The sequence below is a fragment of the Gillisia lutea genome (assembly GCF_021568705.1).
Classification (GTDB): domain Bacteria; phylum Bacteroidota; class Bacteroidia; order Flavobacteriales; family Flavobacteriaceae; genus Gillisia; species Gillisia lutea.
On record NZ_JAKGTH010000008.1, the window covers coordinates 457,571 to 475,581 of the forward strand.

Genomic DNA, 18,011 nt, shown 5'->3' on the forward strand with positions numbered 1-18,011 from the left:
AAAATAAGCATATAAAAATTACCTTTGCATCTTGTCTATGGAGTTTTCATTATTCAACATCCTCGATCTTTTGGGTACTATGGCCTTTGCCATTTCCGGTGCATTAGCCGCAATGAGCCGAAAATTGGATCTTTTCGGGATATTCATCATTGCTTTTGTTACTTCTATTGGTGGAGGAACACTTCGGGATGTTTTAATTGGAAACACTCCTGTTAACTGGATGGAAAATACCAACTATGTATATCTAATTGGAGTGGTAACCATTTTAACCATCATTTTCCGCAATAAGATTAACTATCTAAAGACTTCTCTCTTTCTCTTTGATACCATTGGTCTGGGCATCTTTACCATAACAGGGGTAGAAACCGGAATTCAAAACGATCTTGATCCAATTATTTCAATTGCACTGGGAGCAATGACAGGTACCTTTGGAGGTGTTATTAGGGATATTCTATGTAATGAAATTCCGGTACTATTTAGAAAAGAGATCTATGCAACTGCTAGTTTAACCGGAGCATTAATCTTTGTATTGTTGGATGAGCTTCAAGTAAACACCGATATTACTTACCTGGTTACCGCACTTACGGTAATAAGCATCAGACTGCTTGTGGTAAAATATAAGATCTCCCTCCCCTTTTTCACCTTAGATCAAAAAAAATCCCCAAACTAAGTATTTAGAATAGGGATTAATTATTATCAAGTATATGCTCTCTTAATGAGGTAATTTCTTACGGAATACTCCGTATAAAAATGTACCCAATAGCGCTCCAAAAAGCACAACGATAATAGAGACATATCCTGCGCCAATCAATGTATAGATTGGTCCTGGGCAAGATCCGGCTAAAGCCCAACCTAGTCCAAATATAATTCCACCATACATGTATCTGCTAAAACCTCTGTCTTTAGGAGAAAAGGTAATAGGCTCACCATAAAAAGATTTTATGTTCTTACGTTTAATAAGCTGAATTCCAACTACACCCAAAACTAAAGCCGATGCAATAATTCCATACATATGGAACGATTGAAATTGGAACATCTCATAAATCCTGAACCACGATGCGGCTTCCGATTTATACATTACAATTCCAAAAATGGTTCCTATAAATAAATAACTAAATGTTTTCATGTTCTAAAATATAAAGGGGAACAAAATGTGGATCATAAAAAGTCCACCTATAAAAAATCCGATCACAGCAATTAAAGATGGTAACTGTAAATTACTCAGTCCTGAAATAGCATGCCCGGAAGTACAACCTCCTGCATATCTCGCTCCAAAACCGATTAATAAACCACCAAGTAAAAGCAGTACGAGTGATTTGATATTGGTAAGTGCTTCCATACCAAACAATTCTTCTGGAAGGTAGGTTTCTCCGGCACTTTGAAAGCCTAAATTATTTAAAGTTGCAATAGTATCAGGGTTAATAGCTACAGCGGTTGTATTGGTTAAATAATGAGATCCCAAAAATCCACCCAAGGCTGCCCCCACTACTACTACTAAATTCCATCGCTGTGCTTTCCAATCAAAAGCAAAGAAATCTGCTTTCTTATCGGCACCTGCTATGGTACACATGGTGCGTAAATTTGATGACATTCCAAATTGCCTTCCAACGAAGATCAGCAAAAACATTATTCCTGCTATAAGTGGCCCCGACACATACCATGGCCAGGGTTCATAAATCCATTCCATAAATTCTTTTTTTTTATTTGGTTGCAAAGAAAACCTAATTCCTCTAAAAAAACAGTAACAAATGTTACAGTCGCAACCTTGCTCATAAAGTTACTTCCTTCAAACTATTTTAAAATAAAAAAACCGACATTCCTGCCGGTTTAATGTCTTTTAAAATTTGTTACAAAGGAATGTTCCCGTGTTTTCTATCGGCTCTTAAAACCGTTTTATTTTCAAGCATACTAAACGCCTTTAATAACTTCTTCCTGGTATCTCTAGGCATTATTACCTCATCTATAAATCCGCGTTGCGCCGCTTCAAAAGGATTAGCGAACTTTTCAGCATATTCTGCTTCCTTTTCTGATAATTTCAACTCCGGATTTTCAGCTTCCTGTATCTCTTTTCTGAAGATAATCTCACTGGCGCCTTTTGCTCCCATCACTGCTATTTCTGCCGTAGGCCATGCAAAATTCAGGTCGGCTCCTATATGTTTGGAATTCATTACATCATAGGCCCCACCATAAGCTTTTCGGGTAATAACTGTTACTCTTGGTACCGTAGCTTCACTTAACGCATATAATAATTTAGCACCATGTAGAATGATCCCATCCCACTCCTGATCGGTTCCGGGTAAGAAACCTGGTACATCTACCAGAACTAGTAAAGGAATATTGAAACAATCGCAAAACCTAGTAAATCTGGCTGCTTTTTTCGATGAATTTACATCGAGAACTCCGGCCAAACTGCTGGGCTGATTGGCAACAATCCCAATACTTCTTCCTCCTAATCTTGCAAAACCGACGATAATATTATCGGCATAATCTTTATGAATCTCAAAGAAAGAATCTTCATCTATAATCCCTTTGATAACTGTATGCATATCATAAGGCTTATTCGAACTATCAGGTACAATACTATCCAGTTGCTCGCGAACCTCATCGTTAAGTTCGTAATTTAACTTTTTAGGGGTTTCCTTATTGTTCTGCGGAAGATAGCTCATCAACTTCTTGATATCTTCCAAACAAGTGATATCATTATAGGAAGTTATATGTGTTACACCCGATTTAGTAGAATGAGTACTGGCTCCTCCCAATTCTTCTGAAGTAACCTCTTCATTAGTTACGGTCTTCACCACATTAGGTCCGGTTACAAACATGTAACTAGTGTCCTGTACCATTAAAGTAAAATCTGTCATGGCTGGAGAATACACTGCTCCCCCAGCACAGGGGCCCATAATTGCTGAAATTTGGGGAATCACTCCTGAAGCCTGTGCATTTCTGTAGAAGATATCAGCATAACCACCTAAAGAGCGTACTCCTTCCTGAATTCTGGCGCCCCCTGAATCATTCAAACCTATAATTGGTGCCCCAACCTTCATGGCATGGTCCATTACCTTACATATCTTTTCAGCATGAGTTTCAGAAAGAGCACCCCCAAAAACGGTGAAATCCTGTGCAAATACATATACCAATCGCCCATTAATGGTTCCATAGCCGGTTACCACTCCATCTCCATAGAACTTTTGCTTCTCCATCCCAAAATCGGTGGTCCTGTGAGTCACCAGAATTCCAATTTCTTCAAAAGAACCCTCATCTAAAAGATAATCTACACGCTCTCTTGCGGTAAGTTTCTTCTTCTCATGTTGTTTTTCAATGCGCTTTTCTCCTCCCCCTAAATGGGCTTGAGCAATTTTATCTTGTAATTTCTCTATATTTTGGCTCATTATTTATAGTAGTTTACATTGAAAATGCCTTTTAAAGCTTAGCATTTTTAATGAATATATTTTAAATGAAATAGCTTTAGTTATTATTTGGGAGTCTCACTAGTTGTTGATCTTTAAGATATTGTTTCAAAGCAATTAGACCTGCTAACTTAGCTTCTTCCTCGAACTTAGATTCCAATTTTTCGGCAGAATAATAATTCTTTACAAAATGGGTATCAAAGTTTCCGGTTCTAAAAGCCTCATGTTCAAAAACGAATTTTCCAAAAGGAAGTGTAGTCATCACTCCTTTCACCTCATAATTATCTATGGCATCTATCATGAGTTGCATTGCTTCTTCTCGCGTCTTTCCATAGGTGATAAGTTTAGATAACATAGGGTCGTAATAAATAGGAACTTCCATTCCTTCTTCAAAACCATCATCTACTCGAATTCCTTCACCTTTCGGACTGCTATATCTTTCCAAAGTCCCTACGCTCGGCATAAAATCGGCAATTGGATCTTCAGCATATACTCTTAGTTCTAAGGCATGCCCCTTTATTTGAAGGTCTTCTTGTGAAAACGAAAGCTGCTCGCCTCTTGCTACTTTAATTTGTTGTTCTACCAAGTCTATTCCCGTAATAAGTTCGGTAACTGGATGTTCTACCTGGAGTCTGGTATTCATCTCCAAAAAGTAGAAATTCTTATTCTCATCCATTAAAAACTCGACAGTCCCGGTTCCCACATAATCACAGGCTTCAGCAACCTTTATAGCTGCTTCCCCCATCTTTGCTCTCAACTCTTCGGTTAAGATCACTGAAGGAGCTTCTTCTACCACCTTTTGATGACGACGTTGAATACTGCATTCACGTTCAAACAGATGAACGATGTTTCCATGGGTATCTGCCAACACCTGTATTTCTATATGTCTTGGAGAGCCCACATATTTTTCAATGAATACCGAACCGTCACCAAAAGCAGATTCTGCTTCACTGATGGCTCTTTTCATTTGATCTGCCAGCTCTTTTTCCTTTTCTACTACTCTCATCCCTTTTCCTCCCCCACCAGCAGAGGCTTTAATAAGAATTGGAAAACCTATTTCCTTTGCAATTTTTAGCGCCTTGTCTACATCCGTAATCGCCTCATCAATTCCGGGAACCATCGGGATATCATATTTCTTTACTGCATCTTTGGCAGCAAGCTTACTTCCCATAATACGTATGGCCTTAGAACCCGGGCCGATAAAGGTAATCCCATTCTTTTCTACTTCCTCGGCAAAATCGGCATTCTCACTTAAAAACCCATATCCGGGGTGAATACCATCTACATCTAACTCTTTTGCCACTTTAATGATCTTGCTACCTACCAGGTAAGATTCATTAGAAGGTGCTTCTCCAATACATACCGCCTCATCGGCATATTTTACATGAGGAGAATTCCTATCGGCCTTTGAAAAAACCGCCACTGTTTTGATTCCCATCTTTCGGGCAGTTTTCATCACCCTTAATGCGATCTCTCCACGATTGGCTATTAATATTTTTTTCATTTGAACTATTTTATATGATCCACTTCAGAAGTGAAATTTCGTCTAATTTATATTTGTAGTTAAAAATTGATATGAACCTATTCTAACTCTATCAATAACTGATTTTTTTCTACCGTTTGACCTTTCTCAACATGAATTGCTTTTATAACGCCATCTCCCGGAGCGGTAAGAGTGTTTTCCATTTTCATGGCCTCTAATACTAAAAGATAATCTCCTTCTTTAACGCTATCTCCTTCTTTAACCAAAACGTCTAAGATAAGCCCGGGCATAGGAGCTTTAATATCATTCATTACCTGCGCTGAGCCTAAGGACAATCCCATTTCTTCAATTAATAAATCCAGTTCGTTGGAAATATTTACCTCATAAATATTGGAATTGATCTTTACTGAATAGGTTTTTTTGAGAAAGTTGGAACTTAGAATCTCTAATTTAAAAGATCGATCGTTCTGTAATATGTGGAAGGAAGATGCTGAAAGTTGTTGTGAATCTATATTAGTGATCTCCTCTTTGTTGAATTCATATTCAAAAGTGTCGTTCACCTTAACCTTATATTTGTTTTCCATAATTGCTTGTTTGAAAGCCTGTTTTTTAGAGAATGTTGTAAATATAAAAAAATACTGTTGCTTTTATTAAGATTCTACTAATGATATTAATAAGAAAAGACCCAAGCTTCGGTTGCAGAATGATATCTGTTTCCAAATCTTGGGTCTTATTAAAATTTATAAGAACTGCCTTTCTTAAGCTTCGCTAAAGTCTTTTATAGCATCGCTAAGATCAAAGACCTTCACATCTTTAAGTTTATTCTCTAAAATACTGCTTCCTGCTGCCGATCTATAACCTCCGGCACAGTGTACCACTACCGGTTTTGATGTTGGAATCTTTTCAGCATTATCGCGAAGTTCATTAAGTGGGATAGCAATTGCATCATCAAAGATCTTCCCTTCTGCTACTTCTCCATTATTTCTGATATCCACAATGGTATAATTATCCTTGTTTTGTTTGAAATCGTCTAAATGGAATTCATCCGACTTTACAGAAACTTCTTCAGATAATGTTACTACTGCTTTTAATTGCTTTTCATATCCAATTTTAGCAATTCTCTCTAAAAGTTCTTCTGCCTGAGAAATACTATCAACTACAAGATAGAAAGCTTCTTTCGGCTCGATGATAGCACCCAACCAAGTTTCAAATTTCTGAGTTGGCGTAGTTGCCATAATGTTAATGGAATTTGGTAAATGTCCATTCTTATAAGCTTCTCCACTTCGCGTATCTACCACAGTAATACCAGCTTCTACCTCTTTCACCAAGAGTTGCATTTTTACGCCGGCTTTAGCCACCTGAACATTTGCTGCTCCCGCCTTGTTTAGATCTACATCAAAACCAAAGTAAGCAGGAATGAACGGCTGATCTTTCAAAATCTCCTCTACAAATTGCTCTTCAGTTTGTTTTTTAAAGGCCCAGTTCCCTACACGCTCATTTCCTAAGGTACTAAAAGAATCGGTGCTCATGTTCTTACCACAAAGTGAACCAGCCCCGTGTGCAGGATATACTAGCGTAACATCTGGTAAATGATTGTATTTATTTTGCATGGTGTTGTACATTTCTTTAGCTAACTCTACTCGTTTAGCCGTCATGTTCCCCACACTTTCACGTAGATCTGGTCTTCCCACATCTCCAATAAATAAGGTGTCACCTGTAAAAACAGCTGTTTTACCTTCTGCCTCAGCAACTACACTAATACTATCTGGAGAATGTCCCGGAGTATTAATAGCGCTAAATGTTATATTCCCCATTTGCAGGGTATCTCCATCATCAAAAGCTTCATGTTTATAATCGGCTCCCAATAATTTACTTACATAAATCTTTGCTCCTGTTTGCTCACTTATTTGTAAATGGCTACTTACAAAATCTGCATGCGGATGCGTTTCAAAAACTGCAACAATTTTAGCATCTTCCTCTTCGGCATATTCATAATATTGCATAGGGTTTCTACTTGGGTCTACAAGTGCCATTTTACCCTCACTAACAATTGCGTAGGAATAATGTGCTAATGGAGCGTCATTGAACTGTTTTATTTTCATTGTACTACGTTTTTAATATTCTTAAATTATTTATTATTCTTTTTAAAAGGAAACACCAACTGGTTTCCAAAATCTTCAGGAAAATCTTCATCCCCCTGAAAGCCTATTTCTATATTTTTTCCATTCTTCGGAATATAGGCAGTTCCGAAGAGGTAATCCCAAATACTTAAAGTTAATCCGAAGTTCATCCCTTGAGGATGCTCGGCAGGTAATTCTTTTGAATGATGCCAGATATGCATTTTAGGGTTATTGAAAATATACCCGAAAATTCCATAGTTCCAGCCCACATTGGCGTGATTTAAATGTCCAACAAAAACTGCGAACATATGTACTATAAAGAATTCCTGAATTCCGAAACCAATCATCGCTAAAGGAACATATTGCACCGTTTTATAAATAATGGTTTCCATAAAATGAAACCTGAACTGAGCTGCAAACCCCATTTCCTTCACGCTATGATGAATTTTATGGAATTCCCACAACCAACTTCTTTTATGCAATTGCCTGTGTACGTTCCACTGAATGAAATCGGCTATTACAAACATAATTAGCAGTTGTGTCCAAACCGGAAAGCTTTGCACCTCAAAGGCTACAATGTTTTCAATGCCGAAGAGCGATAAAAAATCGTTGAACAATTCTACCCCAACATTGGAAAGTGCATTGTACCCTATTAAAGAGAACAAGAAAAAATTAAAAAGGATATAGAAAGAATCCAGCCAGAAGCCTTTTCGGAAGACCCCTTGCTTCCTGCGCCAGGGAAGAAGGATTTCCAAGCTCCAAACCAATAAAGACAAACCGATAAGCCAGTACAGATAATTATTCCATGCAGGGCTTGTTATTTCGGTAACCAGATAATTAAAATATCCGGTAAATGAATCTTGTATGATCTTTAAATACTTTTCCAACTATTTTCAAGTTTACAGGGGCAAAAATACACATTCCCTCCACTTAGTGCAGTAACAATTGTTACAGATGTTAATTTTCAGATAATCTTCATTTTAATCCACACTGTAAGGGAGATTTTCATTGCACATTAAATCCATTCTAACTTAACATTTTTTTTCAACCTTAATGTTAGAGGTCGTTAAAGCCTCCCTTTATTAATTAGTCGCTTATTAATTTTGTAATTCAATTAAATGAAAAGAAAATTATGAGCAATAAGAAATTGAAACTGAAGAATGACCTGGCGTTAGGCGGGGTTGCGATGGGAAACGGATTTGAAGTTGTAAGCGATAAAAGAGCCCAACAAACTCTTGAAACCGCTTGGGATTCTGGGATTAGACATTTCGATACCTCACCATGGTATGGGTTAGGTCTTAGTGAACGCCGATTTGGGCATTTTCTACATAATAAGAATAGAGAAGATTACGTGCTGTCTACAAAAGTAGGACGTCTATTTACAGCCACCAACAACATTCCTAAAACCCAATGGGTAAAACCATCTCCTTTCGATTATAAATATGACTATTCCGCTTCTGGAGTAAGACGTTCTATTGAAGACAGTTTGCAGCGAATGGGAGTAGAAAGCATAGATTATGTTTTTATCCATGATCTTTCTCCAGATAATGATGATTTGGGTGAAGACTGGAAAAGTTATTTTGACACTGCTGCCAAAGGTGCGATGCCTGAATTAAGTAAAATGAGAGATGAAGGCCTTATTAAAGGATGGGGATTGGGAGTAAATACCATAGATCCTATCTTAAAAACAATTGAGGTGGCCGACCCTGATCTATTTCTGTCGGCAATTCAATATTCAATGGTGAAACATAAGGATTCTATAGATAGATTATTTCCCGTAATTGAAAAACATGAAATTCCTCTAATAGTAGCGGCGCCATTTAATGCCGGATTACTTGCCGGCCAGGGCAGGTTCAATTATCAGGGACAAATGCCTGCCGAGATCAAGGAACGTTATCAAGAAATTAAAAATATTGCCGAGGCTCACAAAGTAGATCTTAGTAAAGCCTCAATGCAATTCTCTGCAGCACCTGATTGTGTAGACACCTTATTAACAGGAGCGAGTCGTCCCAGTCAGGTAAAAGAAAATGTCAATTTTAAAGAGGTGCAAATTCCCACCGATTTTTGGGCTGAATTAAAAAGTGAAGGCCTTATAGATAAAAGAGCTGCAGAACCAAAATAGTGTTCATCATTAAAAGCCTCGGAATACCGAGGCTTTTAATTTTTACAGACTAATAACTTTCTCATTTCCAAATAACAGAGTCTTATACAAAAAAAATCCTCAATAGGTATTTTTTTCCATGGGAGCCACTTCATCACTAAAAATCTTATATAAGATAGGATCTTTTAAGACTTCTGAAATAAGAGCGGGTTTTCCGTCTAGTAATACCTGATCGTTGACAAACCTTATCCCATGGCTATAATCTACATACCAATCAACATGCCCACTATAAACAGGTTGTATGGGGCATCCATCTAATTTATGCCATCCGTATATAACCACTTTATCGGGATTATTTAATAATCTATTTGATAGAATTACATCCTTTTTAATCCCCGCAACAAGCTTCCCTCTTTTCGCCCCGGTCTCTTTAAATTGCTTTTCTATTTGTGCATTATGCTCCATGAATTTGCTTACCAATTCATTTTCATTACCCTTTGGAATATAATTAAATGGACTCAATTTGATGGGAGCCATTTTATAGATATGATCGCTTAGTTTGGCCGTAATAAGAGAAGCGCCAAACAAATTTGCCAACTTTTGAGCAGTATGTGGATTCATAGGTATCCTACAAAAATCTGTATTACTTCCAACCGATAAATAATCGGGCATAACTTCGTAAGACACTTTATGTACAACATCTTTTGCATCAATAAAATCCTCTTCAATTGTAATAGTATTTCTCAAAAAGTCGGGAATATTCCCTGATGCTATTGTCTTATATATTTCATTTTCCCGTTCTTCTAGCGGCACAGATTCTATACGTTTCATAAAAGAAGTACCCGTTTCTGCATTTGTAATTCTTGCAGGAATGTTTAAGCGTCTTATAGGAAGTTTTACAGAATTCGCTATTAAATGAGCGTATGCCCGCTCACCAAAATAGGAATAGCTTTTCTCCTCATATTTTGTTCCACTTAGCATGCTTTGAATAAAACCATTGCGTTCTACCTGAACGGTATGAAAGATCTTATTATCAGGGTTTGTCTTTAAGATAACTTCTATTCTATTACCAGGACTTGTATACCAAATAAGGGAATCATTCTTCTTCTCTTGAAAATCAAAATTTCTCGAAAGATATTTTTGCAGGAGTTTACTTCGATACCAGGTGCCTCCTGTTGGAGAGACTATTGGCTTACCATTATAAATAACGATACTATCGTTATAGGCTAAAGTGCATAAATAGTTGCCTTTGCTAGTCTTTAACCATCTGGTGAGTTTCTCTCCATAGGCAGTATCTTCATATCCATAATTGCTATCCAGAAAAGCAACACGCTTAACATCGCTTGGAATTTCATCGACAGCATCCAAGTAACTGAAAATAAATCGACCCCCTCCACTATGACCATTTAAAACTATTTGTGGATCCCATTTCTGAAAAATGGCTTTTGTATCGTCCACCATTTTTTTTACCTGTTTCTTATAATTCGGAGTCTTTGCTTTCCATGCTGGCCAACTTTTATAGCTATTCTCCATATAGGCCACAACTATAGTTTTGTCTTCCAGTACATTTCTTAAAAATCGGGTTTGGGCCCCTATATGCTGAATATTAAAATGCCAGTCGTCCCCCTCTTTTATTTTCTTACCAATAGTTTGTTCTATGCTGTTTCCATTAGGAAGTGCATAAAAGACCAAAAGTAATTCCTTGTCTTTCTCAAATCCTTTAATTGGGGTATTTATCAATATGCGCGTTCCGGGTATTAAGTTTTCAATAAGCATTTGCTGTTCCTCGAAATCTTCAGAAATTTTAAATCCTGGTAAAACCTGAGACCGTGAACCAAAGAAGGTAAAAAGGAGTAGTGTAAAAATGTAGAAAGGTTTCATTGATACTTGAAATTGATCCATACTTTCAAAGCTAAGTATAATTTAAGAATGTTTAAATATATGCGAAGGTTTAGCACTCCTATACTCGGTTTCAATAATATGTTTTAATCCAATAAAACTGCCCTATTTCCACTCCATTCTCTGTAATCGGATTGCATTAAGTATGGCAAGAAAAGCTACCCCCACATCTGCAAAAACCGCTTCCCACATAGTAGCTATTCCAAAAGCTCCTAAGATTAAAACGATGGCTTTCACTCCAAATGCTAATACTATGTTTTGCCAGACGATCTTTCGAGTAGATCTTCCAATGCGCATTCCCATCCATATTTTTGAAGGTTGATCGGTTTGAATAACAACATCGGCAGTTTCAATAGCCACATCGCTCCCTAGTCCGCCCATAGCAATTCCCACGTCACTTAACGCCAAAACAGGAGCATCGTTAATTCCATCGCCTACAAATGCTACCTTACGACTAGAATCTTTTTTCAAGATCTCCATTTCCTTTAACTTATCTTCGGGAAGCAAGCCACCCTTTGCCCAGTCTATATTCAAGCCCTTTGCAACCTCTTTGGTAATGCTATCTTTATCTCCAGAAAGCATAATGATTTCTTTAAGGCCGTTCTTTTTAAGTTTAGATAAAGTTTCTTTCACGCCATCTTTCAACTCGTCAGAAATTGTAACATATCCGGCATACAAGCCATCAATGGCTACCACAACAATAGAGGAGGTTACATTATGTATATCTTCGGGAAATGATATATTAAACTGCTTTAGCAGCTTTGCATTTCCTGCCAGTACCTGTTTGTTATTTACCTTCCCACTCAAGCCTTTTCCAGAGATCTCATGAATTTCCTCTACCTCATACCTAGTCTCCAGATTCCCATATTCCACAATAGCTTTGGCAATGGGGTGAGTCGATTTATTATCTAGAGAAATCAGGTAGTTTAAAAAGTCTTTTTCCGGAATTTCTTGAGTTACTATTTTCTGAACCTTGAACACTCCTTTTGTAATAGTTCCGGTTTTATCTAAAACCAACGTATTTATTTTTGTGATCTCATCAAGAAACGAGGCCCCTTTAAAGAGAATTCCGTTTTTAGAGGCTGCTCCCAATCCGCCAAAATATCCCAGAGGAATAGAGATCACCAAAGCACATGGACAGGATATCACTAGAAATATCAAGGCTCGATATAGCCAGTCTTGAAACACATAGGTTTCAACAAAAAAATAAGGCAGAAAAGTTAAGGCCAAAGCAGAATACACTATAATTGGAGTATATATCCTGGCAAACTTTCTAATGAAAAGCTCCGTTTTAGATTTTCGTGAACTCGCATTTTGTACAAGCTCAATGATGCGAGCCACAGAGCTATCTTTGAATATCTTGGTGGTTTCCACCTCAATTACGCCATTCAAGTTGATAGAACCACTTAATACCTGATCTCCTTTCTTTATACTTTGAGGTAAACTTTCTCCAGTTAATGCAGCAGTATTGAGTCTGGCTGACTCAGATAACAGTATTCCATCTAAAGGGATTTTTCCACCAACTTTCACCTGTATCTTCTCACCTACTTCCACCTCTTCAGGATGAACAGATATATACTTATCATCCCGCCGTACATTAGCGGTATTAGGCCGCACATCCAGTAAAGCTCTAATATTATTTTTGGCATTATGTACTGCTGAATGCTGAAATAATTCTCCTACTGTATAGAATAACATTACAGCAACCCCTTCTGCAAATTCTCCAACATAAAACGCTCCTAAAGTAGCTATTCCCATTAAGAAGAATTCGGTATAAAAATCGCCTTTAGAAATACTTTTAAGGCCCTGCCAAATTACCGGAGCACCAACAGGAATATATGCTATTAAATACCAGGCTAATTTTCGCCATCCTGCAAAGAATTCATATTCAACTACCTGATCTAGTAAGATGCCAATAACAAGCATTACAAAACTTATTATAGCAGGTAAATATGTTTTAAGCTTACTATCCGAATGATGATGGGTTTCTTCTTTCTTCTTTTTAGATTGTAGGTCTTTTAAGGCTATTTTCTTCTTTTTCATAAACTCTTGTTTTCCCTCTCGAGATTCTCAACATGAGCTAAATTAAAAAGAAAGACGTGCAACTCTTGTGCATTAACAGGATGGGCACTTATTGCAAATTCCCTTAACTACCAAATTAGCATCGGTGGCTTTAAAGCCTTTTGGAAGAATTACGTGTGGGATCTTTTGTTCTGTGAGACATTGAGTTTCATTACACCTGGTGCAATGGAAATGTAAATGTAGATCGGTGCCTAGTTCACAATTACAAGTATCTTCACACAATGCGAATTTTGCGATCCCCGTACCATCATCTATTCTATGAACGATAGCTTTTTTTTCGAAGGTCTTTAAAGTTCTATATAATGTAGTGCGTTCCGATTTTTCAAAAGCCTGTTCCAATTCATTCAAACTACTGGCTACAGATTTTTGAGCCATAAATTTGTAGATCAAAAGCCGCATAGCTGTTGGACGTATCTCTTTTTGAACTAAAAAATTCTCAATCTCTTGCATCGGTTTTCATTCAATTAAAAGAATGTGAATATAAAATTTCTCTTCTCTATGCTAAAATAAGCTATCACACGCAACTATGCACAATCAAACGCCATAAGCATCTGTTAAATCCTTTCTTATGTAACTTAAGTTACATAAGGAGTTATTCCAATATTTTATTTTTGAAACCACTTATGCAGTTAAAACCTTATATAGCTTTATTCTTTGCCCTCGCCTTTTTGGTGAAGCTGGTGGCTATTGATTCTAAAATAACCACCGTTCTGCATGATTCTTCTGCTATTACTCTTATAAATCCCTTTTGCCCAAAGCAACATTTACATTCTCATAATAATCATGAGAAATTTAACAGTGTAGAAGTATTGAATAAACATACAATTAACGTAACTTGTAGTTCAGTTTACGAACTGAATTCCAAAGAATTAACCAGAGCTTTTAATACGTTTGATTATTTGACCTACGATTACAGATTCAATAAAGTTCTAACGCCTCCCACACCAAAATTTTATCCTCCTCCAAAAATCTTCTAGGTTTTTGAACCCAATATTGAAATAAAATGTGTTTACCCCACAAATAAGGTTGTGGCTATTTTTAGAAGTAATTTCTAAAAATAGCCTATACTTTGAATTTGTTAGGAGTATGCCTCTTCTCTTCAAATATTTTGGGTAACTAACCTAATACATACCCCTTAATGGTTATCAGCTTTGATATATTAACCATACAATTCACTTAAATATAAATTAATATCATAATACTATGAAGACCAAAATTTTGGTTAGTCAACGTTCGGTACAAATTTTCCGGGTGTTACTAAGCGGTATTTTCTTGGTGGCAAGTTTCAGCCATCTTCTCAATGTAGAAAAAACAATTCAACGAATAGACCAGGCGAGATTTAAAGGGATCGCTTATTTTTTTGGAGATCCAAAATGGATGGTAATCTTATCTGGGATCGCCATGCTAATTGCAGGATTCTGCTTACTTATTTCTTATAAGACAAAATGGGCTGCAATCATATTAATGGCGGTGCTTATTCCTATAACGCTTACTGTTCAGGTAGGACAAATAACCACTCTCGGCCCACTTTTCAAGAACATCGCTATTCTTGGCGGACTCACATTTTTTATATTAAACGATTTTAATAATTCAGAAAAACAATAATTTATGAAAATTCTATTTTTTAATACACTAGCAATTATACTGAGCATATTTACCAACCCGGTGAAAGCTCAAGAAATACATCATAAACACAATTATGTGGTACTCACTAACAAAATACCCCAATTGCAACCTATATTTTTAACAGCCGAAGCCTTGGCTGAAGAAGATGGTGAAAGTTTCGGAGATTTTCAAGCTATTATTTGCGGAGCAACCGTAAAAGATCTTACCGATAAGGAAGCAATGCAAACTTTTATAGAAAAAGCTGAAAAAGCAGCTGTAAAAGTAGTGGTTTGCGGACTGTCTTTAAAAAAATTCAAGGTTGACCCAAAAGATATTCCAAAAGAATTGGAGGTAGTTGCCAATGGATTGTTGCATGATTTCCAACTTCAGAAAAAAGGTTATCTGAGCATAGAATTATAAACTTATAGTCATATATTTCTCCTTCTGAAAAAGTTAAGTTAATACTTTTTCAGAAGGAGATTTTTTATTTTGATAGTATATCGATAATCTCCTTTTTCTCTATAGGTTTTTTAATGCGTATCCTAATTATATAATACTCCCAGCGCTCATCCACTCTATTAGCAGCAATATCTATAACTCCTTGTGCCTTGGCACCTTTTACTCTTACAGAAGTCTCCACAGTATTGTAATTTTTGGAGTAATGAAGTCCACCTTCCAAAATAGCCATTTTATCTAGAGGTTCTATATCTCCAAAAACTTGTTTTACGCGCTCATTTTCTTCGGCTTTTATAAGTGCATTTTCGTATAGATCGGGGTCGGCATAAGCTTGTGTTACATCTGAAACATGTCCGGTAACATTGGAAGATAAAATTATACCTCCAAGTAAGATGACAAAAACACAAAGCGGCACCAACCATTTCCAGTTCTTGCTCCACCAATGTCCAGAAATTGAGAAAGTGCTCATTTATTAGTTATTAGGAATATCAGACATTTCAAATATCAGGGTTCCTCCGTTCTCAATATCTCTATGTGAAAGCAGAAAAGATTTTATTTTTTTACCTTTTATGGAGACACTCTTCACATACACATTCTCCTTACCTTGGTTTTTTGCAATGATATTTAGTTCCTTACCATTACTCAATTTAATGATCGCATTTTTAACCAAGGGACTTCCTAACGCATAGTTTGGGGAACCCGGAGTGACAGGATAAAATCCTAAACTGCTAAATATATACCAGGCACTCATTTGTCCCGCATCGTCGTTCCCGCACAATCCATCAACTTTAGAGCCATACATACTGTTCATGATCATTCGTACTCGCTCTTGGGTTTTGTAAGGTTTCCCGGTCCAATTGTATAAATATGGTATATGGTGGCCAGGCTCATTCCCATGAACGTAATTTCCAATTATCCCATCCCGTGTAATATCTTCATGTTTTTCAATGAATTTATCATCTAATTCCATAGTGAACAAAGAATCCAGGTGCTGACTAAACTGTTCCTTACCCCCCATCATAGCCACCATCTTCTCTAATTGGTGAGGTACATACAATCCATAATTCCAGGCATTTCCTTCTATAAATCCTTGTCCGTGAGTATCGAGAGGGTCAAATTCCTTTTTAAATTCTCCATTTGCTAATTTAGGCCTCATATACCCAATTTTACTATCGTATACATTATTATAATACTCCGACCTGCCAAGGAATTCTTTTTCAACAGCGGAATTTCCTTTGGTTTTAGCGATCTGGGCAATACACCAGTCGTTATACGCTAACTCCAAGGTTTTTGAAACTGAGGAATGACTTTTATCTTCAGGTACATAGTGATATTTCATATAATCGCCCAACCCGTCAAAATACTCCACATTTGCTGTATTTACTGAAGCTTTTAAGGCATGAGCAATGTCAAAATCTCCTACCTTTTTAGCAATGGCATCAGCAATAACTGAAGTTGCATGATATCCAATCATACACCAGTTCTCATTTGCATAATGACTCCAAATAGGCAACATGTTGTGTACACTCTGGTCATGATGGGCAAGCATAGATTTTATCATATCATTATTACGATCGGGCTGAATAATATTAAATAATGGATGTAAGGCTCTGTATGTATCCCACAGCGAAAAGACGGTATAATTAGTAAACCCATTGGATGTGTGGATGTTCTGATCTAAACCAAGATACTGCCCGTCTACATCTTCATATAGAATTGGACTTAGCATAGTGTGATATAATGCCGTGTAAAATGTAGTTTTTTCGGTATCAGTATTGGTTTCGACTTCTATTTTAGATAACTCCTTATTCCACTTCTCCTGCGTTTCTGTTTTAGTACGTTCAAAATCCCAATGTGGTATTTCAGCTTTTAAATTCTTTAAAGCACCGGCAGTACTTACTGAAGATAAAGCGAATTTCACTTCTATCTTTTCATCTTTTTCTGAATCAAAATTAAAATATGTTCTTATATCCTTTCCAGCCATTTCGGGAAAATTCTCTTCCTCATTAAAACGACGATAAAAACCATTATAGGTCATTTTATCATACTTTTTATGTCCGTAACTTTTGAAGGCTTTAGAGAATTGCATAGCAAAATAAACTTTTCGAGTTCTTGCCCAGCCATTGGTTTGACGATATCCTGTAATTAAGGAATCGTTCTCTACTCTAATAAACGTCCATACATTCTTATTGTCATGATGATATACATTATATACTAGGTCTAAAATGATATGTGCATCTTCCGATTTTGGAAAACTGTATTGATGGTAGCCAACTCTTTCGGAAGCCGTTAGCTGTGCAGTAATATTATAATCGTCTAATTTCACTTCGTAAAAGCCGGGAGAAGCCGTTTCATTGGCATGAGAAAAACCGGAATAGAACCCTTTCTTTCCATCCTCTGTTTTGAGCGGATCTAAAACCAGGTCACCCACGGTTGGCATAACAAGGAAATCTCCCAGATCGGCATGTCCCGTTCCGCTAAAATTGGTATGTGCAAAACCTATGATGGTACTATCCTTATATTGATATCCCGCAGCATACTCATAGGTTTTTGCGTTATAAGCTCCGTCATCATTGAACATTACTTCAAAACTAGTTTGCGGACTTAGCTGTACCATTCCAAAAGGCGCAGTAGCTCCGGGAAAGGTATGTCCCATCTTACTAGTACCAATAAATGGGTTTACAAATTGCGTATAATCTTTAGTGCTTGAAGATCTATCCTGAGCATAACTCTGACTGATAATGCTTGCAAAAAACAGAAAACCAATAGATAACAGGGTATTTTTTTTCATTCGTTGGCTTGAGTTTGTGTCGAAAATAAAGACACTTCATTATATTAAGCCATGAAGATAGGAAAAT

The 18,011-nt window shown here is 36.9% G+C and carries 17 protein-coding genes; 5 read left to right on the forward strand and 12 right to left on the reverse strand.

Annotated elements, in window-relative coordinates; all coding sequences use genetic code 11:
• Positions 1-37 precede the first annotated feature (37 nt).
• Positions 38-670 carry a trimeric intracellular cation channel family protein gene (locus tag L1I30_RS09265; RefSeq protein WP_236133997.1) on the forward strand — a complete coding sequence of 211 codons (633 nt, stop codon included), beginning with the start codon at positions 38-40 and terminating at the stop codon, positions 668-670.
• Positions 671-712: 42 nt separating this feature from the next.
• Here the strand turns inward: L1I30_RS09265 and L1I30_RS09270 are convergent, their stop codons facing one another.
• The 7 genes from L1I30_RS09270 to L1I30_RS09300 form a co-directional block, all read right to left on the reverse strand.
• The gene (locus tag L1I30_RS09270) at positions 713-1,126 is read right to left on the reverse strand and encodes a DUF6691 family protein (RefSeq protein WP_236133998.1); all 414 of its coding nucleotides are present in this window, start codon (positions 1,124-1,126) and stop codon (positions 713-715) included.
• 3 nt (positions 1,127-1,129) lie between these two features.
• On the reverse strand, positions 1,130-1,687 hold the full coding sequence (locus L1I30_RS09275) for a YeeE/YedE family protein (RefSeq protein ID WP_236133999.1): 558 nt from the start codon (positions 1,685-1,687) through the stop codon (positions 1,130-1,132).
• 160 nt (positions 1,688-1,847) lie between these two features.
• Positions 1,848-3,389: an acyl-CoA carboxylase subunit beta gene (locus L1I30_RS09280; protein ID WP_236134000.1), complete on the reverse strand. Its 1,542-nt coding sequence runs from the start codon at positions 3,387-3,389 to the stop codon at positions 1,848-1,850.
• 76 nt (positions 3,390-3,465) lie between these two features.
• On the reverse strand, positions 3,466-4,911 hold the full coding sequence (gene accC / locus L1I30_RS09285) for an acetyl-CoA carboxylase biotin carboxylase subunit (RefSeq protein WP_236134001.1): 1,446 nt from the start codon (positions 4,909-4,911) through the stop codon (positions 3,466-3,468).
• A gap of 77 nt (positions 4,912-4,988) precedes the next feature.
• A complete protein-coding gene (locus L1I30_RS09290) occupies positions 4,989-5,474 on the reverse strand; it encodes an acyl-CoA carboxylase biotin carboxyl carrier protein subunit (protein ID WP_236134002.1) in 486 nt (161 codons plus the stop codon).
• A gap of 174 nt (positions 5,475-5,648) precedes the next feature.
• Positions 5,649-6,992 carry an MBL fold metallo-hydrolase gene (locus L1I30_RS09295; RefSeq protein WP_236134003.1) on the reverse strand — a complete coding sequence of 448 codons (1,344 nt, stop codon included), beginning with the start codon at positions 6,990-6,992 and terminating at the stop codon, positions 5,649-5,651.
• 26 nt (positions 6,993-7,018) lie between these two features.
• Entirely contained in the window at positions 7,019-7,897 is an 879-nt protein-coding gene (locus L1I30_RS09300) for a sterol desaturase family protein (protein ID WP_236134004.1), read from the reverse strand.
• 245 nt (positions 7,898-8,142) lie between these two features.
• On the opposite strand from L1I30_RS09300, the gene L1I30_RS09305 reads away from it, so the two are divergent.
• Entirely contained in the window at positions 8,143-9,132 is a 990-nt protein-coding gene (locus tag L1I30_RS09305; protein ID WP_236134005.1) for an aldo/keto reductase, read from the forward strand.
• 99 nt (positions 9,133-9,231) lie between these two features.
• On the opposite strand, the gene L1I30_RS09310 is transcribed toward L1I30_RS09305, so the two are convergent.
• The 3 genes from L1I30_RS09310 to L1I30_RS09320 all read right to left on the reverse strand — a co-directional run bounded on the left by L1I30_RS09310 (position 9,232) and on the right by L1I30_RS09320 (position 13,542).
• Positions 9,232-10,992: a hypothetical protein gene (locus L1I30_RS09310; protein WP_236134006.1), complete on the reverse strand. Its 1,761-nt coding sequence runs from the start codon at positions 10,990-10,992 to the stop codon at positions 9,232-9,234.
• Positions 10,993-11,115: 123 nt separating this feature from the next.
• Positions 11,116-13,053 carry a heavy metal translocating P-type ATPase gene (locus L1I30_RS09315; protein ID WP_236134007.1) on the reverse strand — a complete coding sequence of 646 codons (1,938 nt, stop codon included), beginning with the start codon at positions 13,051-13,053 and terminating at the stop codon, positions 11,116-11,118.
• A 72-nt stretch (positions 13,054-13,125) separates the two neighbouring features.
• Positions 13,126-13,542 (reverse strand): Fur family transcriptional regulator, encoded by a 417-nt coding sequence (locus tag L1I30_RS09320; RefSeq protein ID WP_236134008.1) that lies wholly within the window; start codon positions 13,540-13,542, stop codon positions 13,126-13,128.
• 161 nt (positions 13,543-13,703) lie between these two features.
• Here L1I30_RS09320 and L1I30_RS09325 point away from each other — a divergent pair, with 161 nt between their 5' ends.
• From L1I30_RS09325 to L1I30_RS09335, 3 genes are all read left to right on the forward strand, one after another.
• Positions 13,704-14,069 carry a hypothetical protein gene (locus tag L1I30_RS09325; RefSeq protein ID WP_236134009.1) on the forward strand — a complete coding sequence of 122 codons (366 nt, stop codon included), beginning with the start codon at positions 13,704-13,706 and terminating at the stop codon, positions 14,067-14,069.
• A gap of 226 nt (positions 14,070-14,295) precedes the next feature.
• A complete protein-coding gene (locus tag L1I30_RS09330) occupies positions 14,296-14,697 on the forward strand; it encodes a DoxX family protein (protein WP_236134010.1) in 402 nt (133 codons plus the stop codon).
• Positions 14,698-14,700: 3 nt separating this feature from the next.
• A complete protein-coding gene (locus L1I30_RS09335) occupies positions 14,701-15,117 on the forward strand; it encodes a DsrE family protein (RefSeq protein ID WP_236134011.1) in 417 nt (138 codons plus the stop codon).
• Positions 15,118-15,181: 64 nt separating this feature from the next.
• Here the strand turns inward: L1I30_RS09335 and L1I30_RS09340 are convergent, their stop codons facing one another.
• A complete protein-coding gene (locus L1I30_RS09340) occupies positions 15,182-15,622 on the reverse strand; it encodes a cytochrome c oxidase assembly factor Coa1 family protein (protein ID WP_236134012.1) in 441 nt (146 codons plus the stop codon).
• Between the two features lie 3 nt (positions 15,623-15,625).
• Positions 15,626-17,944 carry a GH92 family glycosyl hydrolase gene (locus L1I30_RS09345; RefSeq protein ID WP_236134013.1) on the reverse strand — a complete coding sequence of 773 codons (2,319 nt, stop codon included), beginning with the start codon at positions 17,942-17,944 and terminating at the stop codon, positions 15,626-15,628.
• Positions 17,945-18,011 lie beyond the last annotated feature (67 nt).

Bases quoted from the DNA above. Each gene is read 5' to 3' on its own strand.
- L1I30_RS09290 (WP_236134002.1), bottom strand. From the start codon at position 5,474: ATGGAAAACAAATATAAGGTTAAGGTGAACGACACTTTTGAATATGAA.
- L1I30_RS09295 (WP_236134003.1), bottom strand. From the start codon at position 6,992: ATGAAAATAAAACAGTTCAATGACGCTCCATTAGCACATTATTCCTAC.
- L1I30_RS09280 (WP_236134000.1), bottom strand. From the start codon at position 3,389: ATGAGCCAAAATATAGAGAAATTACAAGATAAAATTGCTCAAGCCCAT.
- L1I30_RS09315 (WP_236134007.1), bottom strand. From the start codon at position 13,053: ATGAAAAAGAAGAAAATAGCCTTAAAAGACCTACAATCTAAAAAGAAG.
- L1I30_RS09345 (WP_236134013.1), bottom strand. From the start codon at position 17,944: ATGAAAAAAAATACCCTGTTATCTATTGGTTTTCTGTTTTTTGCAAGC.
- accC (WP_236134001.1), bottom strand. From the start codon at position 4,911: ATGAAAAAAATATTAATAGCCAATCGTGGAGAGATCGCATTAAGGGTG.
- L1I30_RS09340 (WP_236134012.1), bottom strand. From the start codon at position 15,622: ATGAGCACTTTCTCAATTTCTGGACATTGGTGGAGCAAGAACTGGAAA.
- L1I30_RS09270 (WP_236133998.1), bottom strand. From the start codon at position 1,126: ATGAAAACATTTAGTTATTTATTTATAGGAACCATTTTTGGAATTGTA.
- L1I30_RS09330 (WP_236134010.1), top strand. From the start codon at position 14,296: ATGAAGACCAAAATTTTGGTTAGTCAACGTTCGGTACAAATTTTCCGG.
- L1I30_RS09275 (WP_236133999.1), bottom strand. From the start codon at position 1,687: ATGGAATGGATTTATGAACCCTGGCCATGGTATGTGTCGGGGCCACTT.
- L1I30_RS09265 (WP_236133997.1), top strand. From the start codon at position 38: ATGGAGTTTTCATTATTCAACATCCTCGATCTTTTGGGTACTATGGCC.
- L1I30_RS09310 (WP_236134006.1), bottom strand. From the start codon at position 10,992: ATGAAACCTTTCTACATTTTTACACTACTCCTTTTTACCTTCTTTGGT.
- L1I30_RS09305 (WP_236134005.1), top strand. From the start codon at position 8,143: ATGAGCAATAAGAAATTGAAACTGAAGAATGACCTGGCGTTAGGCGGG.
- L1I30_RS09335 (WP_236134011.1), top strand. From the start codon at position 14,701: ATGAAAATTCTATTTTTTAATACACTAGCAATTATACTGAGCATATTT.
- L1I30_RS09320 (WP_236134008.1), bottom strand. From the start codon at position 13,542: ATGCAAGAGATTGAGAATTTTTTAGTTCAAAAAGAGATACGTCCAACA.